Source organism: Martinezella dioscoreae (genome assembly GCF_009176305.1).
In the GTDB taxonomy this organism is placed as follows: Bacteria; Pseudomonadota; Alphaproteobacteria; order Rhizobiales; family Rhizobiaceae; genus Rhizobium; species Rhizobium dioscoreae.
In genome coordinates this window covers 589,996-615,724 of the sequence record NZ_BLAJ01000001.1, presented here as the reverse complement: position 1 = coordinate 615,724, position 25,729 = coordinate 589,996, and the positions used below count along the sequence as shown (strand labels likewise).

The following is a 25,729-nucleotide window of genomic DNA, read 5'->3' as shown; positions in this document are numbered from 1 at the left end:
GTCCCATCTCGCAGCTCGCCTCTTGCAGAAAACTATCTTACGATATATATCTTACGACATGACTAACGATATAAACTCTCACCCTTCAAGGAGAAACGATATGAGAGGTTTTAGAGATCGTCACATGTTCGGAGATGGCTTTGACATCGTCGAGGCATATATCCTACGACACGGTCGAGGCCGTGAATCGCGCGGCGAGCACAGGAGAGACTTCATGAGAGGCTTCAAGGGCGGCATGTTCGGCGGCGGGTTTCGCACCGGCCGCAAGTTCGATGCGGCCGACCTGCAGCTCATCATCCTCGCTTTGCTCTCCGAGCAGCCGCGTCACGGCTATGAGCTGATCAAGACCTTCGAGGAGCGCTCCGGAGGCTTTTATGTACCGAGCCCGGGCGTCATCTACCCGGCGCTGACTTATCTCGAAGAGACCGGCCAGGCCGAAGTCGAGGTGAGCGGCACGAAAAAGCTCTACCGCATCACCGAAAGCGGCCAGAAGCGCGTCGACGACAACCGTGATCTGGTCGAAGTGACGCTCGCCAAGCTCACGTCCATCGGCGAGAAAATGGCCCGCGTCCGCGAGGTTTTCGGCGGTGAAGACGAGGATGGCCGTGACAATCCGTTCGACCGCCATGGCAGCGGCGATGTGCATCGCGCCCGCCACCTACTGCGTTCCGCGCTTCGCTCGAAGTTCCCATGGAGCAAGGCCGAAGGCGCACGCATCGCGGCAATCCTCGAGCGCGCCGCCGCCGATATCATCCGCGGCGAAACGAAGGACGAGGACAGCCCAAAGGCTGGCGATTGAGCTACGGCATGTCGCGCAAAACTGCGTAGCGGTTTTGCGATAACGACATGCTTCATGCGTCCGGCAATGTCAGGATGACCGGCCCGTTGCGGGTAGCGATGATCGTGTGTTCGTACTGGACGGTGGGAGCCTGGGGATCGGCATAGAGCGTCCAGGCGTCGTCGCCGCCCTCTGCCCAGGTTGCACCGAGCGACAGAAATGGCTCGACCGTAAAAACCAGGCCATCCTCCATGATCCGGGTCTCGGAAGGGTCCGCCCAGGTGGAAACCTCGGCGGGCTCTTCGTGCAGCGAGCGACCGATGCCATGACTGGCGAGATTGGCAATCAAAGTATAGCGGTTCTTCTGCGCGAAGGCGCCGACCGCCTGCCCGATCTTCGCAAGCGGCGCACCGCTCTTCACCTGATTGAGGCCGACCCAGAGCGCCCTCTTACCGTCGCGGCAAAGGCGCTCGATCTTCGGCTTGACCGGCGGCACGGTAAAGGACGCGCCGGTATCGGAGAAGAAGCCATCCTTCTCGGCCGATACATCGAGATTGACCAGATCGCCCGCCTTGATAACACGTGGGCCTGGAATGCCATGAGCCACTTCCTCGTTGACGCTGATGCAGGTCGCGCCGGGGAACTTGTAGACCAGTTCCGGCGCCGATTGCGCGCCGGCATCTTCCAGCACCTTGCGGCCGATCGCGTCGAGTTCCAGCGTCGTAATACCCGGCTCCAGTGCCGCGGCCATGGCCTGCAGCGCGTTGGCGCAGATGCGGCCGATATCTTTTAGTTTGGTCAGTTCTTCTTCGGTCGAAACGATCATCTACGGCTTCCGGCACCCCTCGCACTCTCGGCAACGTGCGGCGAGAGGCTCAAGGTCGCTTTCGCCCCTTCCCTCCGCACAGTCAATGTCTTTGTGAGGTTTTCCGCCAGATAGCGCAGCTTTCGAAATCCGAAAGGGGTCAGGAACGAGGATCGTCCGCGAGCAATGCCCAGCGTTCATGATCGCACCAGACGCCGCCGATTTTCAAATATTTGGGCGAGAACCCTTCCTTGCGGAAGCCGAGCCGTTTGACCAGCGCAATGGACGCATGGTTGCCCGGCTGGATATTGGCCTCCACGCGATGCAGGCCCACCGCATCGAAGGCGTGCGCGACGGCCAGACGAACCGCTTCAGTCATGAACCCTGACCGGCGAAACCCACCATGCCGTGATAGCCGAGAAAGGCGCTGCGAAAGCCTCCCCAGACCATCTGACTGATATTGACGACGCCGACAATGCCGCCCGAACCGGGGTCGCGCGCCACCAGCCCGATGTTCGGCCCCGTCACCGTCTGACCGAACCACGCGTCGAAACCGTCACGATCGAGAAAAGGATAGGCCCAGGGCACATGATAGGCGCGACTGGCAATATTGGCGGCGATCAGCTCGTCCGCATCCGATTGCCTGACCGGCGCGATGATCACTTGCGGCATGGCTCGCTCCGTCCTTATTAAGGAGCGAGCCTTACCAAATCGAATCCAAAATCAAAAGCTTCGCTGAAAGAACGGAATCATTTTCCGAACCGCTTCATAACGAAGATAAAGTCCGCCCCAGGCGATCACCCCGAGATAAACGCCGAACAGCAGATGCGAGAAGATCGGGCTGCCGACCCGTAAGTGTGTCGCAATCGCCCCACCGAGCAGGCCCGTCAGCAGGATGGCGCCGAGAACCGACGTTCTCGGGATCGCATAGAGAATGGCGCAGCCGAGCGTGATGATGCCGAGCAGCCGCGCAAGTGCCGGATCGGCAGAATAACCAAGCCCCGCCATCGTCTCGGTGACGACCGAAAGTGGAACAAGCTTGATCGCGCCATCGAACAGCAGGAAGGCGATGACCAGTCCGCTCAGGATCATACCGGTCACGCGCTGCGCGCGCGTGACCGAAGGCAAAGATGAATCAGCAGCATAAGACATTGTCACATCCCCCGGAATTGAATCAGAAATTCAGATCTTGGCTGCCAGTGCTGCGAGCTGCTCGGCGCACTGACCCCATCCCTGATGAAAGCCCATCTTCTCATGCGCCTCGCGATCCTCCGCGGACCAATGCAGCACCGTGGCGGTATAACGGGTCTTGCCACTGTCGAGCTCGTCGAGCTGGATCGTCACCACCATGAAGGGCTTGGCCGACGGCACCCAGGCGCTGGTGAAGGCATCGGTGAAGACGATCCGCTCATTCGGCACTACTTCCAGATAGACGCCGTTGCCCGGATAATCCTCGCCTTCTGGGCTGCGCATGGTGATCGAGCTTGAGCCTCCGGATCGAGCGTCGACGCTGGCTGCCGATATCGTCCATGGCAGCGGTGCGAACCATTGTTTCAAGAGCTCCACTTCGGTCCAGCAACGGAAGATCTTGTCTCGTGGTGCGTCGATGACGCGGGTCAGGGAAAGCTCGTGGCGTTGGCTCTGTTCAGTCATATCTTGCTCCTCTTTATTGTTTGACGCGGCCTGCTCGGTCCATACACGAATGACGTTCGAGACGGTCATTTCCCGACAGCGAAGACGCAGATTTTTCGATTATTTTGCCGCGGCAACAGCATCCGCGCTCAGACGATCGAGCTGATAACGGATATGGGCTGCCTCGGCAGGCGAACGGGCGAGCGCGATCGCTCTGTCGAAGGCGACGCGCGCTTCCTGAGCGCGGCCGAGCTGTGCAAGCAGGCCGCCCCTCACCCCATGAAAATAGAAATAGCTGTCGAGCTGCGCTTCCAGCGGCGCAATCAACGCCAGAGCCGCCTCCGGCCCCTTGAGCTTCGAGAGCGCGACCGAGCGGTTGAGTGTGACGACCGGTGACGGCGTCAGCCGCTCCAGCATCTGGTAGAGAAGATCGATCTCTTCCCAATCCGTATCGGCGGCGCGCTTCGCCCTTGAATGCAGCGCCGCAATCGCCGCCTGCACCTGATAGGGACCAGGCTTGCGGTGACGGATCGCCTTGTCGAGCAGCGCCAGTGCCTCGTCGATCAATGTCCGATCCCAGAGCGAACGATCCTGATCTTCCAGAAGGATGATCTGTCGATTGGCATCGAACCTGGCGTCTTTGCGCGATTGCTGCAGAAGCATCAGTGCCAGCAGCGCCATGGTTTCCGGCTCGGAGGGAAAGATTCGCAACAGCAACCGGCCAAGCCGGATCGCCTCGTCGGCGAAAGCGGCCGCCTCACGATGGGTTCCGCCGGCCGAATAGCCTTCGTTGTAGATCAGGTAGATCATGGCGCTGACAAGCGCCAGCCTTTCGCTCCGCTCGACCGCACCCGGTGTTTCGAAGGGAACGCCAGCCGCAGCGACACGCGCCTTGGCTCTTGTAATGCGCTGCTCCATCGCGCTTTCGCTGACGAGGAAGGCACGAGCGATCTGCTGCACCGAGAGGCCGGAAACGATGCGCAATGCGAGTGCAATCTGCTGCGTCGCCGGCAGATCCGGATGGCAGCAGATGAACAGCAGCCGGAGAATATCGTCGCGATATCCGGAGCCATCAAGCCGTTCGGCCAGATCACTCTCCACATCACTCGTATCGGAGATCGCCTCTTCATCCGGCAGGCTCTGCAATTTGGCCTGCTTGCGCACCGTATCGATGCCGCTGTTGCGGCCGACGAAGATCAGCCAGGCGACAGGGTCGCGCGGTGGCCCTTTGTCGGGCCAGGTCTTCAAGGCCCTGAGGCAGGCCTCCTGAAAGGCCTCCTCGGCGGTGTCGAGATTGCGGAAATAGCGCAAAAGCGCGCCCATCACCTGGGGTCGGGCGTTGGTAAGCGCAATGTCGATCCAGGCAATGTCGGTCATGTTGCAACGGCTCCTGGCCGGAAGACATAAAGCGGCCGGATTTCATAGGAGCCGACGCCGGGATTGGCCGCGGCAAGCTCCTTCGAAAAACCGATGGCTTCGTCTAAAGTTTCGAAATCGACGACGTAGAAACCGAGCAACTGCTCCTTCGTTTCCGCGAAGGGACCGTCGATCACGATCGGTTCGTTTTTGCCCTTGCGCAGGGTCGTTGCCGCCGTCGTCGGCATCAGCCGTGCCACGGGCCCTAGCTTGCCAGCCTTTGCCAGCGGCTCCTGCACGGCAATCAACCGTGCCATCGTCGCGTCTTCCTGCTCCTTGGACCAGGCAAACACGGTGTCTTCGTCGTTGTAGCATAGGATCGCGTAAAGCATTGAGATTCCCTTCACCCTTTAAAGACGAAGGAATATCACCCGTACCGACAGGCTGCGTCAAAAAATATCGAAGAGGATCTCAGATGTTACCACGCCGGATCGCCAGCATACCGGCCTTCGCATCAAGCTCCGCCATAGCGCCGATAAAAACGCTTGCCGGGCTATCGCCATGCCCGAGCGGCAGGCCGCCGAGGATCGGCACTTTCAGTTCGGTCAGATGTTCACGCAGGATGTCGATCACCGAATAAGGGCGGTCGAACTCGAAGTCAGTAAACTGGCCAACAGCGACCCCTGCCAAACCATCCAAATGCCCGGCCTTGCGCAGCATGGTCATCTGGCGGTCCACCTGACCGCGATACATATTAACGGCTTCGAGCAAAAGAACCGCGCCATTCAGATCCGGCAGCGCCCAACCAGCCGAGGTCGCAACCATATCCAGATTGCCACCGATCAGCGGCCCTCTGGCCGTCCCGCCTGTCGTCAGACGGAAGGTCGGTTCATCGGGACGAGCTTCGATGACGATATCTTCGGTCGTCATCATCGCGCGACATAATGCTGCGCGCGTGTAAGGACTGACATCATCGTCATTCGGCCCGCGAAAGAAGGCTCCATGAATGCCGATCTGATGGCCATTCCTCAGGAGGCTGAGATGCAATGCGGTGATGTCGCTGAAGCCGATGACGAATTTCGGGTCGCGCCGCACAGCGGCAAAATCCAGTTTGTCGGCAATCCGATATGATCCCTTGCCGCCGCGGGTCGTAAAGATCGCCCGTACCTCTGGATCGCGAAGAGCAGTATTGAGATCGGCCAGCCGCTCCTCGTCAGTCCCGGCAAGATAGTCTCGTTTGCAAAAAGCGTGTTCACCGAAATCGACGTTCAATCCCCAGTTTTTCAATATTTCAGCATGCCTCAGAACCATATCCCTGTCGGGCGGGCTTGCTGGGGATACAAAGCGCACCTTGTCGCCCGGCCGCAAGGGCGGCGGCATCGATATCAGATCGGCGTCTGAATGGCTGCGTGATTCCATGGAGCGATCTTGGCACGGAATCACGACCAGCGTCAGCCGCAGATTGACCGTTGGCGGATCCTTAGCTCAAGAATTGATGACGGCCTCAGCCGTTATCGGTGCCGGTCGCTTGCCCTTGGCATCGGCTTCAACTGTCCAGCCGGCCTTCGCCTTGCCTGCCCATAACGGCAGGCCGATGGATTGCGACACGGCCGGATCGCTTGTGAACACCGGATAGCCGCGTTCCAAAAGCCGTTCGAGAACCTCGCGATCCTTGCGCACATGCAGCCGGGCGAGATTTTCCTGATTGTAGACGTGCCCGCCGGAATCGGGATTGATGCCGGTGATGATCACTTCGGTGGCGCCGTTATAGATCGCGAAGAGCACGGCATTGATGCCGTTCGAGCATTTGTCGTCGGCGCCGAGTTCGCTGCACTTCACCCCGCCGACCCGGTCGAGCAGTGCCATGCGCTTGTAGCGATCGACGATCTCCAGCTTGTCGTAGCTATAGTTGAACCTCCGCAGACCCTCTTCCAGCCGCTCGCGCTCTTTCCGCCAGAGCAGAACGTAGAGCATCTTGGTCCGTTCGCCGTTCAGAACCCGTCGCACCTCGACGGCATTGGTGTTGGTGCCTTCGATCTGGTTGAACTGGACGAGCGTCACATCGGGCGCCTCGATCCCCCAGCCCTTCGTCACAGTCTGCGAACCGTTGATGGTGATGACCTTGAAGCTCTCATCGAAATCCACCGGCCTGTTCGAAATCGGCGCCGAGCCGACGACGAGAACAGGCCCATCGAACCGCTCGGCCAGCATCGGTGGCTTCGGCCGGGTCAGATGATATTTGATCTGCCGGTAGTAATGTTTTTTCAGTTCAGAAAATTGAGCAGCCATTATTCGCTTTATCGTCTCTTGAGAAGGCGTCCGCCCTCAAAAGGCGCGGTCCGGCGAAATGCGGCCCGGAATCCTCCCCGCGCCACGAACAAGGCGAGTATCGCTGCGCGCACTTATATAAGCAAAATAAAGAAATCTTACACGACATAACCTGGGGTGAGCAGCCGATGACGGCCGATCACCCCTGCCGTGTACTCAAGGTGCGCGAGACCGCGTTCTTCCAGCCTTTGAGCTTCGCGTTTCGGGTCTTGTCATCCATGCCGGGCTCGAACCGCTTGTCTCGCGCCCAGGCTTTGGCAAAACCGGCGCGATCCGGCCAGACGCCGGCGCGGCTGCCAGCAAGCCAGGCGGCACCCAGCGCGGTCGTTTCAAGGATCGTCGGGCGGTCGACCGGTGCATTCAGGAGATCGGCAAGCCGCTGCATCGTCCAGTCGGAAGCGACCATGCCGCCGTCGACGCGCAGCACTGTCCCCTGCCCGTTGCCGTTGCGCCAATCTCTATGCATGGCATCCAGGAGATCGCGAGACTGGTAGCAGACCGCCTCCAGTGCCGCCCGGACGATCTCCTCAGGTCCGGTATTGCGCGTCAGCCCGAAAATCGCGCCACGTGCATCCGGATCCCAATGCGGTGCCCCGAGGCCGGTGAAGGCCGGCACCAGATAAACCTCCTGCAGGGGATCGGCCTTGGCCGCCAGCTCGCCGGAATCCGAAGCGCGCTGGATGGCCTTCAGACCATCGCGCAGCCATTGTACCGCAGCGCCCGCGATGAAGATCGAGCCTTCGAGCGCATAGGTCGTCTCGCCATTCAGCCGATAGGCGATGGTGGTCAGCAGGCGGTTTTTCGACCGCACCATATCAGCGCCGGTGTTGAGCAGTGCGAAGCAGCCGGTGCCATAGGTGGATTTCATCATGCCGCGTTCGAAGCAGGCCTGGCCGATCGTCGCCGCCTGCTGGTCGCCGGCAACGCCGAGGATCGGGATCTCCGCGCCGAAATGCGTGGGATCGGTGACGCCGAAATCCGCCGCACAATCCTTCACCTCGGGCAGCATGGCAGCGGGAACGCGCAGGATTTCCAGCAGTTCCTCATCCCATTTATTCGCACCGATATTGTACATCAGCGTCCGCGAGGCATTGGTGGCATCGGTGACGAAGCTCTTGCCCCCTGTCAGACGCCAGATCAGGAAGGTATCGATGGTGCCGAAGCACAGCTTGCCCTTGGCTGCGCGAGCGCGCGCACCTTTTACGTTGGCGAGCAGCCAGGACAGTTTGGTGCCTGAAAAATAGGGATCGAGCAGCAGGCCGGTGCGGCGCGTGAAGAGCTTTTCCAGGTCCTGACGCTTCAGTTTCTCGCAATAGCTCGCCGTGCGGCGGTCCTGCCAAACGATGGCATTGTGGATCGGCTTGCCGGTCTCGCGATCCCACACGACGACCGTCTCGCGCTGATTTGTGATGCCGAGGGCTGCAATATCCTTGGCGGTGATGCCGGCAGCCTCGATCGCCTTGCGGACGGTGACGAGGACAGAGGACCAGATTTCCTCCGGATCGTGCTCTACCCAGCCCGGCTTCGGATAATGCTGAGTGAATTCCTTCTGCCCGACACCGGCAACCTTCATCTTGCCGTCGAAAACGATAGCCCGTGTCGACGTCGTTCCCTGATCGATCGCCAAGACATAACCGCTCATGCACTCCTCCCGCCTGTTGCGTCCCGAAACAACAGATACGCGAGCAAAACGAATGTGAAAAGAAAGCAAAACGAAATTTTTTCGCTAAAGGATATACTTTTCGATTCACAGCATCATGGCCGAAGGGCCACCAGCATTGCGATTGCCATATCCGGAGGTTTGGGACTAGGCTGAGATCGTTTTGCACTGCAGCAGGAAGCTGCGCTGTCCAAGGAGATGATCATGGCAAGAACAGTTGTCGTCACCGGTTCCACAAGCGGTATCGGCCTCGCCATCGCGGCCGCCTTCGCCGCCAAGGGCGATAACGTCGTCATCAACGGCTTCGGAAAGCCCGAGGAAATCGATGCGATCAAGACGAAGCTCGAAGCCTCCGGCGGCGGCAAGGTGATCTATCATCCGGCCGATATGACGAAGCCTGCCGAGATCGCCGATTTGATCGCGACTGCCAACTCCACCTTCGGCAGCGTCGATGTTCTCGTCAATAATGCCGGCATCCAGCATGTCGAGAAGATCGAGGATTTCCCGATCGAGAAATGGGATCAGATCATCGCGATCAATCTCTCCAGCTCTTTCCACACCATCCGCGCCGCCATTCCGCTGATGAAGGCTAGGAAATACGGGCGCATCATCAACATCGCCTCGGCGCACGGCCTTGTCGCCTCACCCTTCAAATCCGCCTATGTCGCGGCAAAACATGGTATATTGGGCTTGACCAAGACGGCAGCGCTCGAGCTTGCCGAGTTCGGCGTGACGGTGAACGCCATTTGCCCCGGCTACGTCCTGACCCCGCTTGTCGAGAAGCAGATCCCGGACACCGCCAAGGCCCGCGGCATGACCGAGGAGCAGGTCAAGAACGAAGTCATCCTCAAGGCCCAGCCGACGCACGAATTCGTCAAGGCCGAGGAGATCGGCGCCCTGTCGCTCTACCTTGCCAGCGACGAGGCACGTCAGGTCACCGGCACACACGTCTCGATTGACGGTGGCTGGACCGCGGAATAACCATTTGCGGTTAGGGCCGGATTCGTTCGCGCATCCGGCCCCGGCCAAGACATCATAAACGGGAACGACATGAGCGACAGCATCCGCTTTATCCTCAACGGCGAGGATATCATTCTATCCAGCCTGCGCCCTACCGAGACGCTGCTCGACTTCCTGCGTCTCAACCGGAGACTGACGGGCACGAAGGAAGGATGTGCGGAAGGCGACTGCGGCGCCTGCACGGTGCTTGTGGGACGTTTGATCGATGGTGGGCTGCACTATGAATCCGTCAACGCCTGCATCCGCTTCGTCGGCTCGCTGCATGCGACCCACGTCGTCACCGTCGAACATCTCGCCGCCCAGAACGGCACGCTTCACCCGGTCCAGCAGGCCATGGTCGATTGCCACGGCTCGCAATGCGGCTTCTGCACGCCGGGTTTCGTCATGTCGCTCTATGGTCTCTGGCTGACGACGGAAAAACCGAGCCGGGAGCAGATCGAAAAATCGCTGCAGGGCAACCTCTGTCGGTGCACGGGCTACGAGCCGATCGTCAAGGCGGCCGAACAGGTCAGCCAGAAGCGGCCGAGCGCTCTCTTCGATCCACTCGAAAAGACCAGGGCCGATATCATCGCCCGCCTCTGGGCGATGCAGGGTGGCGATACCATCGAGATTGCCGAGGGTGAGGATCGCCTCATCGTGCCCGGCTCTGTCTCGGCGCTGGCACAGGTGCTTGCCGACGAGCCGACGGCGACCGTCGTTGCCGGCTCGACCGATGTCGGCCTCTGGGTCACCAAGCAGATGCGCCGGCTGAACCCGGTCGTTTTTATCAATCATCTGACCGATCTGCAGAAAATCGTCGTCGAAGACGATGGGCTTGGTATCGGCGCCGGCGTCACCTACAGCCGCGCTTTTGCTGTGATCGGCGAAAAGATCCCGGCCTTTGCCAACCTCATCAACCGCATCGGCGGCGAGCAGGTGCGCAACATGGGCACCATCGGCGGCAATATCGCCAACGGCTCGCCGATCGGCGACACGCCGCCGCCGCTGATCGCGCTCGGCGCAACGCTGAAACTCCGCTCGACGGCGGGCACGCGCAGCTTGCCGCTCGAAGATTTCTTCATAGACTACGGCAAGCAGGACCGGCATCCCGGTGAGTTCGTCGAGAGCATCTTCGTACCCTATCCCGCCAAGGGTACGCATTTCGCCGTCTACAAGATCTCCAAGCGCCGCGACGAGGATATTTCCGCCGCGTGCGGCGCCTTCCATCTGTCACTGGACGCCACCGGCAATGTCGAAGATATCCGCATCGCCTTCGGCGGCATGGCCGGCACACCAAAGCGCGCCCGCACTGTCGAGGCAGAATTGATCGGCAAGCCGTGGACGGAGGCAACCGTCATGGCCGCACGCGATGCCTTCGACAGCGACTACACGCCGCTCACCGATTGGCGTGCCTCCGCCGAATACCGCCAGCTGACCGCCAAGAATCTTCTCATCCGCTTCTATCTTGAGACATCAGGCGCACCGCAGGAATTGAAGCGTTTCGCGACGGCGGAGGTCTGAGCTATGGACAAGTCTACGTTCGAAGAAGCCAAGGTCCTCATCAACGGCTCGATGCACGGCTCGTTACGCCATGATTCCGCACATAAGCACGTCACCGGAGCCGCCGATTATATTGATGACATTCCCGAACCGGCCGGGCTGCTGCATGGCGCGCTGGGCCTTTCCGATCGCGCGCATGCCGAGATCACCGGCATCGATCTCTCGGCCGTCAAAGCATATCCAGGTGTCGTCTGGGTCTTCACTGGCTCGGATATCCCCGGCGTCAACGACACCAGCTCCAACGGCATGCATGACGAACCGCTGCTTGCCGAGACGAAAGTCGAATTCCACGGGCAGCCGATCTTCGCCGTCATCGCCGAAACCCGCGATGCCGCCCGCCGTGCTGCCCGCCTTGCCAAGATCGACTATCGCGACCTGCCGCATTGGAGCGATATCGACGGCGCGCTCGCCAATGGCGCACCGCTCGTCTACGAACCGATGACGCTGAAGCGCGGCGAGCCGGAAACCGAAATGGCCAACGCCAAGCACCGCATCAAGGCGCAGATGGGCATCGGCGGACAGGAGCACTTCTATCTCGAAAGCCACATCGCTATGGCGATCCCCGGCGAGGACGACGAAGTCGCTGTCTGGTCTTCGACGCAGCATCCGAGCGAAATCCAGCATATCGTCGGCCACGTCCTCGGCATTCCATCCAACGCCGTGACGGTCAACGTACGCCGCATGGGCGGCGGCTTCGGCGGCAAGGAAACGCAGGGCAACCAGTTTGCGGCGCTTGCCGCCGTCGCCGCCAAGAAGCTCGGCCGCGCCGTTAAATTCCGTCCCGACCGCGACGAAGACATGAGCGCCACGGGCAAGCGGCACGACTTCCTCGTGGATTACGAGGTCGGCTTCGACGACGAAGGCCGCATCCACGCCGTCGACGCCACCTATGCCGCACGCTGCGGCTTCTCCTCCGATCTTTCCGGCCCGGTGACCGACCGCGCGTTGTTCCATGCGGATTCCAGCTATTTCTACGCGCATGTGCATCTGGTCTCGAAGCCGCTGAAGACGCATACAGTCTCCAACACCGCCTTCCGTGGCTTTGGAGGCCCGCAGGGCATGGTTGGTGGCGAGCGCATGATCGAAGAGATCGCCTATGCGCTCGGCAAGGATCCACTCGAAATCCGCCGTGCCAATTTCTACGGCCAGCCGGGCTCCGGCCGGACACTGACCCCTTATCATCAGGAGGTCACAGACAACATCATCAACCGCGTCGTCGACGAGCTCGAACAGAGTTCCGACTACCAGGCGCGGCGCAAGGCCATCATCGAATTCAACCGCTCCAGCCGGTTCATCCGCAAGGGCATCGCGCTGACGCCGGTGAAATTCGGCATCTCCTTTACCATGACCGCCTTCAATCAGGCCGGCGCGCTGGTGCACATCTATCAGGATGGCTCCATTCACCTGAACCATGGCGGTACCGAGATGGGCCAGGGCCTCTATACGAAGGTGGCGCAGGTTCTGGCCGATAGCTTCCAGGTCGATATCGATCGGGTGAAGATCACAGCGACAACAACAGGCAAGGTGCCGAATACATCGGCGACGGCGGCCTCATCCGGCTCCGACCTGAACGGCATGGCAGCCTATGACGCTGCTCGCCAAATCAAGGAAAGGCTCATCACCTTCGCAGCCGAGAAATGGAGCGTGGGCGCGGAAGAAGTGCAGTTCCTTCCCAACCGCGTACGCGTCGGCGAGGTGGAAATCCCCTTCCCCGATTTCGTCAAGCAGGCCTATTTCGCCCGCGTCCAGCTCTCGGCCGCCGGCTTCTACAAGACGCCAAAGATCCATTGGGACCGCAAGGCCGGCCGCGGCACGCCATTCTACTACTTTTCCTATGGCGCCGCCTGCTCGGAAGTGTCGATCGATACGCTGACGGGCGAATATCTGATCGACCGCACCGACATCCTTCACGACGTCGGTCGCTCGCTTAATCCGGCGATCGACATCGGCCAGGTCGAAGGTGCCTTCGTGCAGGGCATGGGCTGGCTGACGACCGAGGAGCTCTGGTGGGATGCCAAGGGCCGACTGCGCACCCATGCGCCCTCCACCTACAAGATCCCCCTCGCCTCCGACCGCCCGAAAATCTTCAACGTCCGCCTTGCGGAATGGTCGGAAAACACGGAGGCGACCATCGGCCGCTCGAAGGCCGTGGGCGAGCCGCCCTTCATGCTGAGCATATCCGTGCTCGAGGCCCTATCGATGGCGGTCGCCAGCGTCGCGGATTACCGCGTCTGCCCCCGCCTCGACGCCCCGGCGACACCGGAGCGCGTGCTGATGGCGGTGGAGCGGCTGAAGGGGATGTGATTGTCGTCCTGCCAAACGAGAGGACTGCATTTGACGCAGCCCCCTGTCAGCTTCGCTGACATCTCTCCCACAAGGGGGGAGATTGTTGGGGGTGTCGCTCCACCTAACAGAACATGCCACTGTCGTTTCCACAGATACTATCTTCGTTTGATATCCGAAGAAAGCTGCGGGTTACCCATCTCTCCCTTGTGAGGGAGATGTCCCGACAAGGACAGAGGGGGCACTCACGCTCCACATACATGAAGGGTCTCAATTCATGACCCAACCCCTCGACGGTCCTCACCACCTACAGCAGCGACCTATCGTCATAACGCGGCTCACGCCCATCCAGAAATCCAAGGTCGCGCTTCAGCCGGTCCGGCATCTCATCGAGGTCTAGATGCGGTGACGGTTCGCCGTGCTTCAGGAAGACCTGCATCAGCGGCTCCAGAAGACGCGCCACAAGCGCGGGCTTGGCTGCCTCCACCGGCTCGATCACATAACAGTCCATGACAACACCTCAATTCAATCAACGATATGAATTGCAGTCTGGCGCGAAAAATGCTGGAATTCCAATCGAACTATCGTCTGCATACATAAAGAGAACTTATCCATGAAGCAGTCCAAGCGCTTCCCGCTGAATGCCTTGCGCGTTTTCGAAGCCGCCGCCCGGCTCGGCAGTTTCACCCGCGCCGGCGAAGAGCTTGGCATGACGCAGACGGCGGTCAGCTATCAGATCAAGCTACTGGAGGAGACGGTGGGGGAGCCGCTATTCCTGCGTCGTCCGCGGCAGATCCTATTGACGGAAGCCGGAGAACAGCTCGCGCCGAAAGTGGCTGAAGCCTTTGCCCTGCTGCAGGAGGCCATGGCCTCGATCAGTGGCGATGCCGAAACGACGCTGCGCATTCATTCGACGCCCACCTTCGCCTCGCAATGGCTGGCTCGTCATGTCGGGTCGTTTCAGCTCAAGCATCCCAATATCGCGGTCCGGCTGGATACCTCCGGCTCGATCATCGACTTCGCCCGGGAGCCCTCCGATATCGCCATCCGCGCCGGGCGTGGCCAATGGCCGGGACTGCGCGCCCATCTTTTGATGAAGGTCTATTTCACGCCGATGCTGAGCCCGGCGCTTGCCGAATCTATCGGCGGCATACATGAACCGGCCGATCTCCTGAAGCTCCGTATCATCGACGCAGGCGACCCGTGGTGGGCGCAATGGTTCAAAGAGGCCGGCGTTCCCGATCCCGGCCTTCAGGGCCGGCCGCGAAGCAGGCTCGGTGCCCAGTCCTTCGAGGCGAGCGCAGCATTGGCCGGCCAGGGCGTCGCCATCCTGACCCCGGAGTTCTATGCGGACGATCTGGCTTCCGGCCGGCTGATCCAGCCCTTTGATATTCTTTCGTCCGACAATACGGACTACTGGATCGCTTATCCCGAAAACAGACGTCATACGCCGCGCATCCGCGCCTTCAGGGATTGGCTCCTCCGCGAATTCGGCATGCCGCTGGAATAGCCTTCAATAATCCATGTCGGGCGCATAAAAACAGCGCGGCGTATTCTCGTCCGGAAACAGACAGAGATGATAGGCTCCGTCGGGAGAACGCATCGTTTTCTGCTGCGGCAGATTGAAGATATGCGCGTGGGTTATATAGCGATGATCGCCCGGATTGAGCGTCACCCGATAGCCACCGGGTACAATGGTGACGGTACGCGAGGGGATCATCTCGCAATCGCCCGTCTTGCTGTCACCATTGCAGCAATAGGGGTCGTAGGACCAACCGGAGGGCGCCTCATGCCCCAAGGCGAAGGCTGTGGAGAGAAGAAAAAATACGAACGCCAGAATACCTCGCATGGGCAATTCTCCGTCGAAAAAATAGACGGCTGCCGCGGACACGACCCGCTCCAAGCAGCCAAGGGCATTTTATTAAAAAACTGCCATAATCTGATCTAATGCGCCCTGGGCGCCAGACAAGAGCGTGGCTTTTTGCTGACGCGGCAAACTCTCCCCTTCCCTCCGTCGCCAACATTTTGCAAGGTGCGGAGTCGGAGGAAGAAAAAGGGGAACTGAATGTATGAATACGCCATAGCGTGGGAATGGCTGGCCTTTGCCGCCCGCTGGTTCCACGTCATAACCGCCATTGCCTGGATCGGTTCGTCTTTCTACTTCATCGCGCTCGATCTCGGGCTGGTGAAGCGCCCGCATCTTCCGCCCGGCGCCTATGGCGAAGAATGGCAAGTCCATGGTGGCGGCTTTTATCATATCCAGAAATATCTCGTGGCTCCCGCGCAGATGCCGGAGCATCTGACCTGGTTCAAATACGAAAGCTATTTCACCTGGATTTCCGGCTTCCTGATGCTGTGCATCGTCTATTACGGCGGCGCCAACCTCTTCCTCATCGACCGGCATGTGCTCGATGTCAGCGTCCCGGTCGCGATCCTGATTTCACTCGCTTCGCTTGCCGGCGGCTGGATCGTCTACGACCTGCTTTGCAAGTCCCCGCTCGGCAACAACACCTGGGGCCTGATGATCGTGCTTTATGCCGTCCTGGTTTTCATGGCCTGGGGCTACACGCATCTCTTCACCGGCCGCGCCGCCTTCCTGCATCTCGGCGCCTTCACCGCGACGATCATGTCGGCGAACGTCTTCATGATCATCATTCCCAATCAAAAGATCGTTGTCGCAGACCTCATTGCCGGCCGCACGCCCGACCCTAAATATGGCCGTATCGCCAAGCAGCGCTCGCTGCACAACAACTACCTGACGCTGCCTGTCATCTTCTTCATGCTGTCCAACCACTATCCGCTGGCTTTCGGCACGGCCTATAATTGGGTGATCGCGGCGCTGGTTTTCCTCATGGGGGTCACCATCCGTCACTGGTTCAACACGACACATGCCCGCAAAGGTCATCCAACCTGGACCTGGATCGTTACCGTCGTCCTCTTCATTATCATCATGTGGCTTTCGACCGTTCCGAAGGTGCTGACCGAGGAGAAGGAGGCCAATGCGATTCCTCCCGCCTTCCAGCAATATGCCTCGGATATACATTTCTCGTCCGTCAAAGAGATAGTTTCGACGCGCTGCACCATGTGCCATTCGGCCGAACCCGTCTATGAGGGGATTGTTCGACCGCCAAAGGGCGTAATGCTGGAAAATGACGAGCAAATCGCTATGCATGCCCGGGAGATCTATATTCAGGCCGGCCGCAGCCATGCCATGCCTCCGGGCAATGTTACCGAAGTGACGCCAGAGGAACGCAAATTGCTGGTCGCCTGGTTCGAAAGCTCCATCGGAGAAAAAAGCCAATGACCACCCTTCTGCGCGGCCGACTGCTTTCCTTCAAGCACCTGCCGCAAAGCCTCGATGATACGGGCAGCTACGCTTACGAAAGCGACGGCGGCCTGCTGGTCGAGAACGGCATGATCGTCGCGACCGGGCCTTATGCCGATATCAAGGCGCAGGCGCCGGAAGGTGTCGCCGAAGTCGACCACCGCCCGCATCTGATCCTGCCGGGTTTCATCGACATGCACCTGCATTTTCCGCAGATGCAGGTGATCGCCTCCTATGCCGCCAACCTCTTGGAATGGCTGAACACCTATACCTTTCCCGAGGAATGCCGCTTCGTCGAAAGCACGCATGCCGAGCGCATCGCCACGCATTTCTACGACGAGATGATCCGCCACGGCACAACGACGGCCGTCGCCTACTGTTCTGTGCACAAGACCTCCGCCGACGCCTATTTTGCCGAAGCCATGCGTCGCAACATGCGCATGGTCGGCGGCAAGGTGATGATGGATCGCCACGCCCCACAGGGTCTGCTCGATACGCCCGAAATGGGCTATGACGAGACGCGCCAGGTGATCGCAGACTGGCACGGCAAGGGCCGCAACCATGTCGCGATCACCCCACGCTTCGCCATCACCTCCACACCGGCGCAGATGGAGGCAACGGCCGCGCTTGCCCGCGAATTCCCGGATCTGCATATTCAGACGCATCTGTCCGAGAACCACGACGAGATCAAGTTCACCTGCGCACTTTATCCGGAAGCGATCGATTATACCGATATCTATGCTCACTACGGACTGCTCGGCCCCAAGAGCCTGTTCGGCCATGCGATCCATCTTTCCGACCGCGAAGCCGACGCCATGAGCGAGGCCGGCGCGGTTGCGGTGCATTGCCCGACTTCCAACCTGTTCCTCGGCTCCGGCCTCTTCCCGCTGAAGGCGCTGGCCCGCCGCGAGAAACCCGTTCGCATCGGTGTCGCCACCGATATCGGCGGCGGCTCCAGCTATTCCATGCTGCGCACGATGGACGAGGCTTACAAGATCCAGCAGCTGCTCGGCGAACGCCTGAACCCGCTGGAAAGCTATTACTACATGACACGCGGCAATGCCGAGGCGCTCTCCCTCGTCGATAAGATCGGCACGCTCGATGCTGGCACGGAAGCCGACCTCATCGTGCTGAATGCAGCGGCAACGCCAGCCATGGCACTGAAGATGGAAGTGACGAAGAGCCTTACCGAAGAGCTGTTCCTGCTTCAGACCATGGGCGACGACCGGGCGGTCGTCGAAACCTATGTTGCTGGAAAGCCGATGAAATCGATCCTGCAATGAGGCAATCCCAGCCCACCTCCATGTAACCATCCAGAAGGCAAAGAGCCATGACCGCGCCGCTGACCATCGCCGAACTGAAAACGCTTGCGCAGCGGCGCGTGCCGAAAATGTTCTTCCAATATGCCGATTCCGGATCGTGGACGGAGTCGACCTACCGCGCAAACGAGGCTGATTTCGCCAAGATCAAGCTGCGTCAGCGCGTGCTCGTCGACATGTCCGACCGGTCGCTGGCAACCACCATGGTCGGTCAGAAAGCCTCGATGCCGGTGGCGCTGGCACCCACGGGCCTCACCGGCATGCAGCACGCCGATGGCGAGATGCTGGCGGCGCGGGCGGCGGAAGAATTCGGTATCCCCTTCACACTCTCGACCATGAGCATCTGCTCGATCGAGGACATCGCCTCGGTGACGAAGCAGCCCTTCTGGTTTCAGCTCTATGTGATGAAGGACCGCGATTTCGTCCTGAATCTGATCCAGCGCGCCAAGGCAGCAAAATGCTCGGCGCTGGTGCTGACAGCTGACCTGCAGATCCTCGGGCAGCGCCACAACGATATCCGCAACGGATTGTCGGCACCGCCGAAAATGACGGCGAAAAATCTCTGGCAGATGGCGACGCGGCCAGGCTGGTGCATGGGTATGCTGAAGACCAAGCGCCGCTCCTTCGGCAATATCATCGGTCATGCCAAGGATATTTCCGACATGACGACGCTGTCACACTGGACGCATTCACAGTTCGACCCCAAACTCTCCTGGCGCGATGTCGCCTGGATCAAGGAGCAATGGGGCGGCCCGTTGATCATCAAAGGCATTCTCGACGTCGAGGATGCAAAAGCGGCCGTCGATGTCGGCGCCGACGCCATCATCGTCTCCAATCACGGCGGCCGGCAGCTCGACGGCGCCCATTCTTCCATCAGCATGCTACCGAGAATCGTCGATGCCGTCGGCGACAGGATCGAGGTGCATATGGACGGAGGCATCCGCTCCGGCCAGGACGTACTGAAAGCCATAGCCCTCGGCGCCAAGGGCACCTTCATCGGCCGCCCCTTCCTCTATGGTCTCGGCGCCATGGGTAAGGAAGGCGTCACGCTGGCACTCGAAATCATCCGCAAGGAGCTGGATATTTCCATGGCACTCTGCGGCAAGCGCGATATCAAGGCGGTGGATCGGTCGATACTCGCTGACCTTTAATAGCGCATGTCGTTACCGCAAAACCGCTGCACACATTTGCGCGGCATGCTCTAGCGCAGCCAGCCTGTCGCCAGACCGCTCGCCCACTCCTCGCGGCCGTTCTGCGCCGCGAGCGTCGCCATCGCCATGTGGTCATAGGCCACCTGCCGGAAGACTGGCAGCCAGGTATCGCCGATCTTTTCCAGAATGGCGTAAGAAGCAAAGGGATGGCCCGCCTCCACCTTGTGATAGTAGGGCAGGTCATCGTCGTAGGCGGGGCAGCCGACGCTCCCGGGATTGACGATCAGGCGCCCGTCGGAAAGGCGAACGGCGCGCGGAATATGGCTATGCCCGCACAGGATCAGCGGAAAATCGATGCCGGCAGCCAGCGCCTCGATCTCTTCCAGCGGCTTTAGATAGACATGACCCTCGGGCGAGACGGATTCGAGCCAATAGACATTATCATCGGCTGGCGTCGCGTGGCAGAGATAGGCCTCATCCAGATGGACCGCACTGACCGGCAAGGTGTGCAGCCATTCGAGATGGCGTTCCGTCAGTTCAGAATGCGCGGCCCGATCTGAAACATGCATCGTCTCGGGCGCCTGTTCGATCAGATAGCGGTCGTGATTACCGCGCACCGTCGGCGCATTCAGTTCCAGCAGCAGGTCGGCTGTCTTTCCCGCCGTCAGTGGCCCGCTGAAGCAATCGCCGAGATTGATGATGTCGCTAATGCCCTGCCTGCGGATATCCGCAAGCACGGCTTCAAGCGCCAGATGATTGCCGTGGATGTCCGCTATGGCTGCAAAACGCAATCTCAGCTCCCGCGATAGGTGGAATAGCCGTAGGGTGAGATCAGCAGCGGCACATGATAATGCGCCGTGCTATCGGCAATGCCGAAACGGATCGGCACCAGATCGAGGAAAGCCGGCTCCGGCAGCTTGATACCGCTGGCACGCAGATAGTCTCCGGCGCGAAACAGCAATTCATAGGTGCCGGCAACGAAGCTGTCGCCGATCAGGATGGGACCGCCATCCACGCGTCCGTCGGCATTGGTCGTTACCGTCTTCACATGCCTGCGGGCATCGCCCTCGATTCTGAAGAGATCGATCACCAGCCCTTCGGCTGGCTTGCCGAGGGCGGTATCGAGCACATGGGTCGTCAATCCGGTCATAGCGTCGGTGCTCCGATGATGAAGGGCGTGTCGAAGAAATATTCCTCGAGGTTGTTCTCCGACCCGTCACGATCCACGATAAGGAAATCACTCTGTTCGTCGAGGGCCATCAGGGGATAATGCCAGACATTGATCCGATAGTTCACGCCCTGGTCGCCGCGCGCAAGGAAGACTTGCGGCCGGCCCGGCTTGCCGCCCTCATCTTCTGCAACGACGACGAGGAACGGCCGACCATTCAGCGGCACGAAACACTGGCTGCCGAAGGGGTGGCGCTCCATCATGTCGATCGAGAAGGGAAAGGCACGCGGCTGGCCGCGAAAGAGGTTCAGGATAACCCGCGCCCCGTCACCGAGAGCTTCGGCATTCGACAACGCGTGGAAACGTTCGGTTGTGCCACCGTTGATGTACCGCATAGTCGCAGGATCGGCCTCGATCACATCGCCGAATGGCTCAAACGCGGCCTTTGTCAAAGGATTGATGTCTAGATGCTGTGTCATTGACTGATTATTCGCCTTCCGCTCGCCAATGGCGAATGGAGTCCAGTTGCAGGAGCAACTCCGGAAGAGATTTGCGCGCGATGTCCCACAGGGCCGCCAACTCGATGTTGACATATCCTTGCGCAATACGATTCCGAAAGTCCTGCATCACATGCCAAGGCAGCTCCGGATGGTCAACGACAAACTCCGGATATTCCTCGGCAATGCGTATGGTAGCCTCGCCGATCAGCAGAAGGTTCATGCCGACGGCGCGCTGTTTCTCGACACTCTTGAAAAAGGCGGCTTGATCGACGTCCCGGAGGAATTGACCGATTTCGGATGCAGCCTGCTGCATGCGTTCGAGGTAGGTAATCAGTCGATCCAGGCTCATGCCGGCTTTCCTCCGCCGGCAACGCCCGATTCCGGTGCGATGACGCGCCTCTTGGCGTCACCAATCATCCGTCCGCTTCTATCTCTGCCCAATGCTTTCCGTGGTCCCATGACTCAGTATCCTGCCAAGCGGATACTAAGTCATGAGTAGACCGAAAAATAGCGCGTACCTCAACGAGAAATCCGCCCAGGGACATGGGTTGGAGGATCGCGGCCCTGAGGCCAAACCTCAGGCTTCAGGCAGCATGGATTGCAGACGCAGTAGCGCGATCTTCTCGACCTGAGCGGCAGCCGTCGCAAATTCCGTGTCCCGGCCGTTGCCAATCCGGGTTTCGAAGGCGGCAAGGATATCGTCCTTGCCGAGCCCCTTCACCGCGATAATAAAAGGAAAGCCAAATTTCGTCACATAGGCGGCATTGAGCTCGGTAAACCGAGCATGCTCCTCGGGGCTTAACCGATCGAGCCCTGCACCGGCCTGCTCCTTACGGCTATCCTCGGTCAGCTGGCCGGCAATCGCCAGCCGGCCGGCGAGATCGGGGTGTGCCCGCAGCACGCCAAGTCGCTCCGCCTCGCTGGCAGCGCGGAAGACCCGCACCAGCGCGGCATGCACGCCGCCGGAGGTCAATGGCTCGGCAATGGCGCCCTGATCGTAGGCGCGCTCGGCAACGAAGGGCGAATGTTCGAAAACACCGCCGAAGCGGCCGACAAAATCATCCCGCGAGATCATATCAGCGCGCGCCCCCGGGAAGGTGATTTTCATACCAGTGGTTGGCAATCTCGATGCGCTTTGGGATCCAGACCTTGTCGTGCTTCTGCACATATTCGATGAACCGCCGCAGCGCGGCGGCGCGGCCCGGGCGGCCGACGAGGCGGCAATGCAGACCGACAGACATCATCTTCGGACTGCCGTCCTTGCCCTCTTCATAGAGCGTGTCGAAAGCATCCTTGAGGTAGGTGAAGAACTGGTCGCCGGAATTGAAGCCCTGTGGTGTCGCAAAGCGCATGTCGTTGGTTTCGAGCGTGTAGGGAATGATCAGGAACGGCTTGCCGTTCAGACCATCGACCCAGAAGGGCAGATCGTCGGCATAGGAGTCGGAGGAATAGAGGAAACCGCCCTCCTCCATGACGAGCCGCAGCGTATTGTCCGACGGCTTGCCCTGATACATGCCGTAGGGCCGCTCGCCGGTGAGTTCGGTATGCAGCCGAACGGCTTCGAGAATGTGCTTGCGCTCCAGATCCTCGGAGAAATCCTTGTATTCCAGCCAGCGGTAGCCGTGGCTGGCGATTTCCCAGCCCGCTTCCTTCATGGCGGCAACCGCTTCCGGGTTGCGCGCCATGGCAAGCGTCACCCCATAGACCGTCGCTTGAACCTTGAGTTCGGTGAACATGCGCCACAGCCGCCAGAAGCCGGCGCGTGAACCATATTCGTAGATCGATTCCATGTTGAGGTTGCGCTGATTCGGCCAGGAAGCTGCGCCAACGATCTCCGAAAGCAGGTTTTCCGACCCCGGATCACCGTCGAGAATGCAGCTTTCTCCGCCCTCTTCGTAGTTGATCACGAACTGCACCGCGATGCGGGCATCGCCGGGCCATTTCGGATCCGGTGTGTTGCGGCCGTAGCCGATGAGATTACGGGGATAGATTTCCGACATTGAAGCACCTTCTCTGATCGCGGAACGGTAGCATCCACGCCGGGAAAGTCGAGACGGAAAGTGGGAAAATCACTTTCGCTTCAAAGCGAGGTATTGGCGCGCGCCAGTCGCTAATCTAGGCGATCTTGCGGGCGCTGACCTTTCCCATCGGATGCAACGAGTGCACCCGGAAGGGGCCGCCAGCGCCTTCTTCCATCATGAGCGCAACATTGGAAACGGGGATAGGCGCAGCCAAGGCAGGCTCAAAGAAATCGCGCAGCGCACGCTCGATGCGCGCCATATCGGCAGGGCTCACGGTGCCCGTCAGCATCATCTGGAAGCGAAACTCGTCCATGACGTGCGGATGCCCCCAGCGATGCAGGTTGGCAAACTGGGTCGCAGAAAGCCCATCCGGATCGATCCGCTCGATCTCGGCTTCGCTCAAAGGAGCCCGATATTGATCGAAGGTCTGCACCAGCGATGCTGCGAGGAAATGCATCTGCTGGCTTGGTGCGGAGGGAACGAGGCCCAGCGCGCCGCCGAGCCGCGCGACCTCGAGCCTCGGGATTTCGAAGGGTGCCACGGTGCCGGAGAACCGCATCAGATCACGCAGCAGCCCGGCTTCGGACATGTCTTCGGCCAACCGGAACGGCGCCTTCAAAATTCCCATGAAACCATAGCGGCGCGGGACTGCGGTGTAGAAAGCGATCTCATGAATGCCCAGGCCACGGACTGCGGGCGGATCAACCATCTCGCCGGAGTAGACATTGCGGCCGAGCCAATTCGCCGCCACAAGCGTCAGCGGATCGCTCGCAGACGGTGTGAAGCAAATGGCATACCGCATAAAATTCCTCCAGGGCGTAACGTCAGGCAGACCGAACCGGCACCGATGGCCAAGGAGATAGGTGATTTGCGTGACAGATTGACGACCCGAAAGAGGCGTGAATTCACGTTTTATGTGATATGACTGAAATATGACTCGCTAAAGTGAAACTCTGCGGCAAGTTGAAGCGACCGGGCGCGCCCACCGCCTCACGTACCGCCGCCTCCGCCAGCCTATGCGCCAGCCCGAAGCTCACCTTAAAGCCGCCTGTGAGCGCAATCAACGCAGGGTGATCTGGATGGGCACCCACCATCGGATCACGATCCACGGCCTTCGGGCGCAAGCCCGCCCAACGCTCGACGACTTGCGCGGCGGCGAGCACCGGCGCCATGGCACGCGCCGCTGCAAGCAGATCGTCGAGCTGCCCATCCGTCGATAAAGGATCGTCAAATCGGTTCTCGCTCGTGCTGCCGACCGCGACCAATCCATTCTCATGCGGAACGATATAGAGCCCGTCGCGGAAGATGACGGGCAAGCCGCCGTCAACATCGGCTTTCAGCATGGCCGCCTGTCCCTTGACCGGTTGACCGAGTGAGGCTTTGCGTCCTTCCGTCAATTCATCAAGGATCGGAAACGAGCAGTAACCGGCAGAAAGGATACAGCGACCGAAGCGAATGTCGCCATCGCTTGAACGCGCAAGGCCCCGCCCTGGATCGATACTCTCGACGGTAACGCCCTCGCAAAGCCGAACATGTCGTGCAGCTGTAAGGAACCTCCGCAGGACCTCCAGAAACGCGCGCGGCGCGACGCGGGCCGCCAGTGTATCGTGGACAAAGCCGCTTTCGCCGGCTGAAGGTTCGATCCAGTCTTCGACGGGTGCGTCATCCAGCACATTCCAGTGAAACCGGCGCTCCCCATGGTGCCAATGCACCTCCGCATCCTGGGAATGACCCAGCGCGATCTGCCTCAAATGCGGCTTCGGCAGCGGGATCAAGCGACCGGCGCGGCGATAACCGGCTGAAAGGCCGGTCTCCGCTTCCAGGGTTGCAATTTCCTCTTCCAGCACGACAAGCGCATCGAACTGAAACTGTTTCTTCTCGGACCATTTGTCCGGCATGTGCGGCATCAGCGCGCCAAGCAGACCGCCGCTTGCCCCCTGCCCTAAACGGCCAGCTTCGACAAGCAATGTCCGGATACCAAGACGCTCGGCATGAACGGCGGCCCATAACCCCATGATCCCGCCACCGACGATCAGCAGATCGACGGACGATTGACCGGCAGGTCTTGGAGGATTATCGGCTTTTTCCATGACAGATCCCGTTTCCGATCGGACCAAGGCGTCCGAAACCAATGCGGCAAGCCCGGAGCTCGAATGGCGCGACGGCGATATGCCCTATTCGACCGCATTTGGCGACCATTTTTATTGCCAGACCGACGGCAGATTGGAATGTGGCCATGTCTTCCTGGCCGGCAATGGCCTTCCCGACCGCTGGCAGGGACGACAGGACTTCCGCGTCGGCGAACTCGGCTTCGGCACTGGCTTGAACTTCTGTGAGACCTGGCGCCAATGGCGGCAGCAGGCCATCCCCGGTTCGAACCTGCACTTCATATCCTTCGAACTCTATCCCATGAGAGCGGAGGAGATCGACCGCGCGCTTTCGCACTGGCCGGAAATCGATGGGGAGCGCCAGGCGCTTGCCGCAGCGTGGCCGGACCACCCACAGGAGGTCGTGTCGCTGCGGCTAGATGCAAATACGCGCCTCAGCGTCGTCTGCGCCCCAGCTCTCGAAGGCGTCAGCCGTGCCGAACCGGGTTTTGATGCCTGGTATCTCGACGGTTTCGCACCCTCGCGCAATGCCGACATGTGGTCGCCGGAATTGATGCAGGCGCTTCATGACAAGACGGTTCCGAACGGCACCTTCGCCACCTATGCGGCTGCCGGCTTCGTGAGGCGAAACCTACAGGCGGCCGGATTTATCGTGGAACGGCGCAAGGGCTTCGCCGGCAAGCGCGAAATGCTCTGCGGCATCAAGCCCGCCTGAGGCCGGGGCCGATGCCGAGTC

General features: G+C 60.2%; 29 protein-coding genes. 9 read left to right on the top strand and 20 right to left on the bottom strand.

The features are described from left to right. The first annotated feature begins 214 nt into the window (after positions 1-214). On the top strand, positions 215-799 hold the full coding sequence (locus GDN47_RS02990) for a PadR family transcriptional regulator (protein ID WP_113388982.1): 585 nt from the start codon (positions 215-217) through the stop codon (positions 797-799). Positions 800-851: 52 nt separating this feature from the next. Here the strand turns inward: GDN47_RS02990 and map are convergent, their stop codons facing one another. The 10 genes from map to glpK all read right to left on the bottom strand — a co-directional run bounded on the left by map (position 852) and on the right by glpK (position 8,541). Then, positions 852-1,604, bottom strand: a complete 753-nt coding sequence (map, locus tag GDN47_RS02985; protein ID WP_112720880.1) for a type I methionyl aminopeptidase — start codon at positions 1,602-1,604, stop codon at positions 852-854. A gap of 139 nt (positions 1,605-1,743) precedes the next feature. Further along, positions 1,744-1,962 (bottom strand): GNAT family N-acetyltransferase, encoded by a 219-nt coding sequence (locus GDN47_RS32265; protein ID WP_233789749.1) that lies wholly within the window; start codon positions 1,960-1,962, stop codon positions 1,744-1,746. Then, complete coding sequence (locus GDN47_RS32260) at positions 1,959-2,255, bottom strand: hypothetical protein (protein WP_233789748.1); 297 nt, start codon at positions 2,253-2,255, stop codon at positions 1,959-1,961. Before GDN47_RS32260 ends, GDN47_RS32265 begins: the two co-directional genes overlap by 4 nt. 51 nt (positions 2,256-2,306) lie before the next feature. Next, positions 2,307-2,735 (bottom strand): DoxX family protein, encoded by a 429-nt coding sequence (locus GDN47_RS02975; RefSeq protein WP_113332180.1) that lies wholly within the window; start codon positions 2,733-2,735, stop codon positions 2,307-2,309. A gap of 30 nt (positions 2,736-2,765) precedes the next feature. Then, entirely contained in the window at positions 2,766-3,236 is a 471-nt protein-coding gene (locus GDN47_RS02970) for an SRPBCC family protein (protein ID WP_113389297.1), read from the bottom strand. A gap of 99 nt (positions 3,237-3,335) precedes the next feature. Further along, positions 3,336-4,592, bottom strand: coding sequence for an RNA polymerase sigma factor (locus tag GDN47_RS02965; protein WP_113395404.1), 1,257 nt, complete (start codon positions 4,590-4,592; stop codon positions 3,336-3,338). Further along, positions 4,589-4,963 (bottom strand): YciI family protein, encoded by a 375-nt coding sequence (locus GDN47_RS02960; RefSeq protein ID WP_015340707.1) that lies wholly within the window; start codon positions 4,961-4,963, stop codon positions 4,589-4,591. The genes GDN47_RS02965 and GDN47_RS02960 overlap by 4 nt, the downstream gene beginning before the upstream one ends. Before the next feature lie 79 nt (positions 4,964-5,042). Then, complete coding sequence (locus GDN47_RS02955) at positions 5,043-5,990, bottom strand: S66 peptidase family protein (protein ID WP_233789747.1); 948 nt, start codon at positions 5,988-5,990, stop codon at positions 5,043-5,045. A gap of 66 nt (positions 5,991-6,056) precedes the next feature. Next, positions 6,057-6,860, bottom strand: coding sequence for a membrane-anchored protein (locus GDN47_RS02950; protein ID WP_113395405.1), 804 nt, complete (start codon positions 6,858-6,860; stop codon positions 6,057-6,059). 178 nt (positions 6,861-7,038) lie between these two features. Beyond that, positions 7,039-8,541 carry a glycerol kinase GlpK gene (gene glpK / locus GDN47_RS02945; RefSeq protein WP_113395406.1) on the bottom strand — a complete coding sequence of 501 codons (1,503 nt, stop codon included), beginning with the start codon at positions 8,539-8,541 and terminating at the stop codon, positions 7,039-7,041. A 222-nt stretch (positions 8,542-8,763) separates the two neighbouring features. Here glpK and GDN47_RS02940 point away from each other — a divergent pair, with 222 nt between their 5' ends. The 3 genes from GDN47_RS02940 to xdhB all read left to right on the top strand — a co-directional run bounded on the left by GDN47_RS02940 (position 8,764) and on the right by xdhB (position 13,422). Then, on the top strand, positions 8,764-9,540 hold the full coding sequence (locus GDN47_RS02940; protein WP_113351804.1) for a 3-hydroxybutyrate dehydrogenase: 777 nt from the start codon (positions 8,764-8,766) through the stop codon (positions 9,538-9,540). A 69-nt stretch (positions 9,541-9,609) separates the two neighbouring features. Beyond that, positions 9,610-11,079, top strand: a complete 1,470-nt coding sequence (gene xdhA, locus GDN47_RS02935; protein WP_113351803.1) for a xanthine dehydrogenase small subunit — start codon at positions 9,610-9,612, stop codon at positions 11,077-11,079. Between the two features lie 3 nt (positions 11,080-11,082). Continuing rightward, complete coding sequence (gene xdhB / locus GDN47_RS02930; RefSeq protein WP_152092601.1) at positions 11,083-13,422, top strand: xanthine dehydrogenase molybdopterin binding subunit; 2,340 nt, start codon at positions 11,083-11,085, stop codon at positions 13,420-13,422. Between the two features lie 286 nt (positions 13,423-13,708). On the opposite strand, the gene GDN47_RS02925 is transcribed toward xdhB, so the two are convergent. Further along, on the bottom strand, positions 13,709-13,912 hold the full coding sequence (locus tag GDN47_RS02925; RefSeq protein ID WP_069612746.1) for a hypothetical protein: 204 nt from the start codon (positions 13,910-13,912) through the stop codon (positions 13,709-13,711). A 102-nt stretch (positions 13,913-14,014) separates the two neighbouring features. Between GDN47_RS02925 and GDN47_RS02920 the strand changes: the two genes are divergently transcribed. Next, on the top strand, positions 14,015-14,911 hold the full coding sequence (locus GDN47_RS02920; protein ID WP_113332174.1) for a LysR substrate-binding domain-containing protein: 897 nt from the start codon (positions 14,015-14,017) through the stop codon (positions 14,909-14,911). A 3-nt stretch (positions 14,912-14,914) separates the two neighbouring features. On the opposite strand, the gene GDN47_RS02915 is transcribed toward GDN47_RS02920, so the two are convergent. Continuing rightward, complete coding sequence (locus tag GDN47_RS02915; protein WP_113352029.1) at positions 14,915-15,250, bottom strand: hypothetical protein; 336 nt, start codon at positions 15,248-15,250, stop codon at positions 14,915-14,917. 216 nt (positions 15,251-15,466) lie between these two features. Here GDN47_RS02915 and GDN47_RS02910 point away from each other — a divergent pair, with 216 nt between their 5' ends. From GDN47_RS02910 to GDN47_RS02900, 3 genes are read left to right on the top strand one after another with little or no spacing between them, the layout of a single operon-like run. Beyond that, entirely contained in the window at positions 15,467-16,705 is a 1,239-nt protein-coding gene (locus GDN47_RS02910) for a urate hydroxylase PuuD (RefSeq protein WP_113332173.1), read from the top strand. Beyond that, positions 16,702-18,009 (top strand): guanine deaminase, encoded by a 1,308-nt coding sequence (gene guaD / locus GDN47_RS02905; protein ID WP_113351801.1) that lies wholly within the window; start codon positions 16,702-16,704, stop codon positions 18,007-18,009. Before GDN47_RS02910 ends, guaD begins: the two co-directional genes overlap by 4 nt. Positions 18,010-18,056: 47 nt before the next feature. Then, positions 18,057-19,196, top strand: coding sequence for an alpha-hydroxy acid oxidase (locus GDN47_RS02900; RefSeq protein ID WP_152092600.1), 1,140 nt, complete (start codon positions 18,057-18,059; stop codon positions 19,194-19,196). A gap of 50 nt (positions 19,197-19,246) precedes the next feature. Here the strand turns inward: GDN47_RS02900 and GDN47_RS02895 are convergent, their stop codons facing one another. The 8 genes from GDN47_RS02895 to GDN47_RS02860 all read right to left on the bottom strand — a co-directional run bounded on the left by GDN47_RS02895 (position 19,247) and on the right by GDN47_RS02860 (position 24,975). After that, positions 19,247-19,987: a metallophosphoesterase family protein gene (locus GDN47_RS02895; protein ID WP_113351799.1), complete on the bottom strand. Its 741-nt coding sequence runs from the start codon at positions 19,985-19,987 to the stop codon at positions 19,247-19,249. Between the two features lie 2 nt (positions 19,988-19,989). Then, on the bottom strand, positions 19,990-20,346 hold the full coding sequence (uraH, locus tag GDN47_RS02890; RefSeq protein WP_113351798.1) for a hydroxyisourate hydrolase: 357 nt from the start codon (positions 20,344-20,346) through the stop codon (positions 19,990-19,992). Next, complete coding sequence (locus GDN47_RS02885) at positions 20,343-20,843, bottom strand: ureidoglycolate lyase (RefSeq protein WP_113332168.1); 501 nt, start codon at positions 20,841-20,843, stop codon at positions 20,343-20,345. Before GDN47_RS02885 ends, uraH begins: the two co-directional genes overlap by 4 nt. 7 nt (positions 20,844-20,850) lie before the next feature. Beyond that, positions 20,851-21,177, bottom strand: coding sequence for a HepT-like ribonuclease domain-containing protein (locus tag GDN47_RS02880; protein ID WP_233789746.1), 327 nt, complete (start codon positions 21,175-21,177; stop codon positions 20,851-20,853). A 264-nt stretch (positions 21,178-21,441) separates the two neighbouring features. Then, on the bottom strand, positions 21,442-21,939 hold the full coding sequence (gene uraD, locus GDN47_RS02875; protein WP_113351796.1) for a 2-oxo-4-hydroxy-4-carboxy-5-ureidoimidazoline decarboxylase: 498 nt from the start codon (positions 21,937-21,939) through the stop codon (positions 21,442-21,444). A 1-nt stretch (position 21,940) separates the two neighbouring features. Beyond that, positions 21,941-22,864: an allantoinase PuuE gene (gene puuE, locus GDN47_RS02870; RefSeq protein WP_113351795.1), complete on the bottom strand. Its 924-nt coding sequence runs from the start codon at positions 22,862-22,864 to the stop codon at positions 21,941-21,943. A 115-nt stretch (positions 22,865-22,979) separates the two neighbouring features. Beyond that, entirely contained in the window at positions 22,980-23,687 is a 708-nt protein-coding gene (locus GDN47_RS02865; RefSeq protein WP_113351794.1) for a DUF1045 domain-containing protein, read from the bottom strand. Positions 23,688-23,790: 103 nt separating this feature from the next. Then, entirely contained in the window at positions 23,791-24,975 is a 1,185-nt protein-coding gene (locus GDN47_RS02860; RefSeq protein WP_113351793.1) for an NAD(P)/FAD-dependent oxidoreductase, read from the bottom strand. Here GDN47_RS02860 and mnmC2 point away from each other — a divergent pair. Beyond that, a complete protein-coding gene (gene mnmC2, locus GDN47_RS02855; RefSeq protein ID WP_113351792.1) occupies positions 24,974-25,708 on the top strand; it encodes a tRNA (5-methylaminomethyl-2-thiouridine)(34)-methyltransferase MnmC2 in 735 nt (244 codons plus the stop codon). The two genes, GDN47_RS02860 and mnmC2, sit on opposite strands and share 2 nt — an antisense overlap. Positions 25,709-25,729: the final 21 nt, after the last annotated feature.

Bases quoted from the DNA above. Each gene is read 5' to 3' on its own strand.
- GDN47_RS02990 (WP_113388982.1), top strand. From the start codon at position 215: ATGAGAGGCTTCAAGGGCGGCATGTTCGGCGGCGGGTTTCGCACCGGC.
- map (WP_112720880.1), bottom strand. From the start codon at position 1,604: ATGATCGTTTCGACCGAAGAAGAACTGACCAAACTAAAAGATATCGGC.
- GDN47_RS32265 (WP_233789749.1), bottom strand. From the start codon at position 1,962: ATGACTGAAGCGGTTCGTCTGGCCGTCGCGCACGCCTTCGATGCGGTG.
- GDN47_RS32260 (WP_233789748.1), bottom strand. From the start codon at position 2,255: ATGCCGCAAGTGATCATCGCGCCGGTCAGGCAATCGGATGCGGACGAG.
- GDN47_RS02975 (WP_113332180.1), bottom strand. From the start codon at position 2,735: ATGTCTTATGCTGCTGATTCATCTTTGCCTTCGGTCACGCGCGCGCAG.
- GDN47_RS02970 (WP_113389297.1), bottom strand. From the start codon at position 3,236: ATGACTGAACAGAGCCAACGCCACGAGCTTTCCCTGACCCGCGTCATC.
- GDN47_RS02965 (WP_113395404.1), bottom strand. From the start codon at position 4,592: ATGACCGACATTGCCTGGATCGACATTGCGCTTACCAACGCCCGACCC.
- GDN47_RS02960 (WP_015340707.1), bottom strand. From the start codon at position 4,963: ATGCTTTACGCGATCCTATGCTACAACGACGAAGACACCGTGTTTGCC.
- GDN47_RS02955 (WP_233789747.1), bottom strand. From the start codon at position 5,990: ATGGAATCACGCAGCCATTCAGACGCCGATCTGATATCGATGCCGCCG.
- GDN47_RS02950 (WP_113395405.1), bottom strand. From the start codon at position 6,860: ATGGCTGCTCAATTTTCTGAACTGAAAAAACATTACTACCGGCAGATC.
- glpK (WP_113395406.1), bottom strand. From the start codon at position 8,541: ATGAGCGGTTATGTCTTGGCGATCGATCAGGGAACGACGTCGACACGG.
- GDN47_RS02940 (WP_113351804.1), top strand. From the start codon at position 8,764: ATGGCAAGAACAGTTGTCGTCACCGGTTCCACAAGCGGTATCGGCCTC.
- xdhA (WP_113351803.1), top strand. From the start codon at position 9,610: ATGAGCGACAGCATCCGCTTTATCCTCAACGGCGAGGATATCATTCTA.
- xdhB (WP_152092601.1), top strand. From the start codon at position 11,083: ATGGACAAGTCTACGTTCGAAGAAGCCAAGGTCCTCATCAACGGCTCG.
- GDN47_RS02925 (WP_069612746.1), bottom strand. From the start codon at position 13,912: ATGGACTGTTATGTGATCGAGCCGGTGGAGGCAGCCAAGCCCGCGCTT.
- GDN47_RS02920 (WP_113332174.1), top strand. From the start codon at position 14,015: ATGAAGCAGTCCAAGCGCTTCCCGCTGAATGCCTTGCGCGTTTTCGAA.
- GDN47_RS02915 (WP_113352029.1), bottom strand. From the start codon at position 15,250: ATGCGAGGTATTCTGGCGTTCGTATTTTTTCTTCTCTCCACAGCCTTC.
- GDN47_RS02910 (WP_113332173.1), top strand. From the start codon at position 15,467: ATGTATGAATACGCCATAGCGTGGGAATGGCTGGCCTTTGCCGCCCGC.
- guaD (WP_113351801.1), top strand. From the start codon at position 16,702: ATGACCACCCTTCTGCGCGGCCGACTGCTTTCCTTCAAGCACCTGCCG.
- GDN47_RS02900 (WP_152092600.1), top strand. From the start codon at position 18,057: ATGACCGCGCCGCTGACCATCGCCGAACTGAAAACGCTTGCGCAGCGG.
- uraH (WP_113351798.1), bottom strand. From the start codon at position 20,346: ATGACCGGATTGACGACCCATGTGCTCGATACCGCCCTCGGCAAGCCA.
- GDN47_RS02885 (WP_113332168.1), bottom strand. From the start codon at position 20,843: ATGACACAGCATCTAGACATCAATCCTTTGACAAAGGCCGCGTTTGAG.
- GDN47_RS02880 (WP_233789746.1), bottom strand. From the start codon at position 21,177: ATGCAGCAGGCTGCATCCGAAATCGGTCAATTCCTCCGGGACGTCGAT.
- uraD (WP_113351796.1), bottom strand. From the start codon at position 21,939: ATGATCTCGCGGGATGATTTTGTCGGCCGCTTCGGCGGTGTTTTCGAA.
- puuE (WP_113351795.1), bottom strand. From the start codon at position 22,864: ATGTCGGAAATCTATCCCCGTAATCTCATCGGCTACGGCCGCAACACA.
- GDN47_RS02865 (WP_113351794.1), bottom strand. From the start codon at position 23,687: ATGCGGTATGCCATTTGCTTCACACCGTCTGCGAGCGATCCGCTGACG.
- mnmC2 (WP_113351792.1), top strand. From the start codon at position 24,974: ATGACAGATCCCGTTTCCGATCGGACCAAGGCGTCCGAAACCAATGCG.
- GDN47_RS02860 (WP_113351793.1), bottom strand. From the start codon at position 24,975: ATGGAAAAAGCCGATAATCCTCCAAGACCTGCCGGTCAATCGTCCGTC.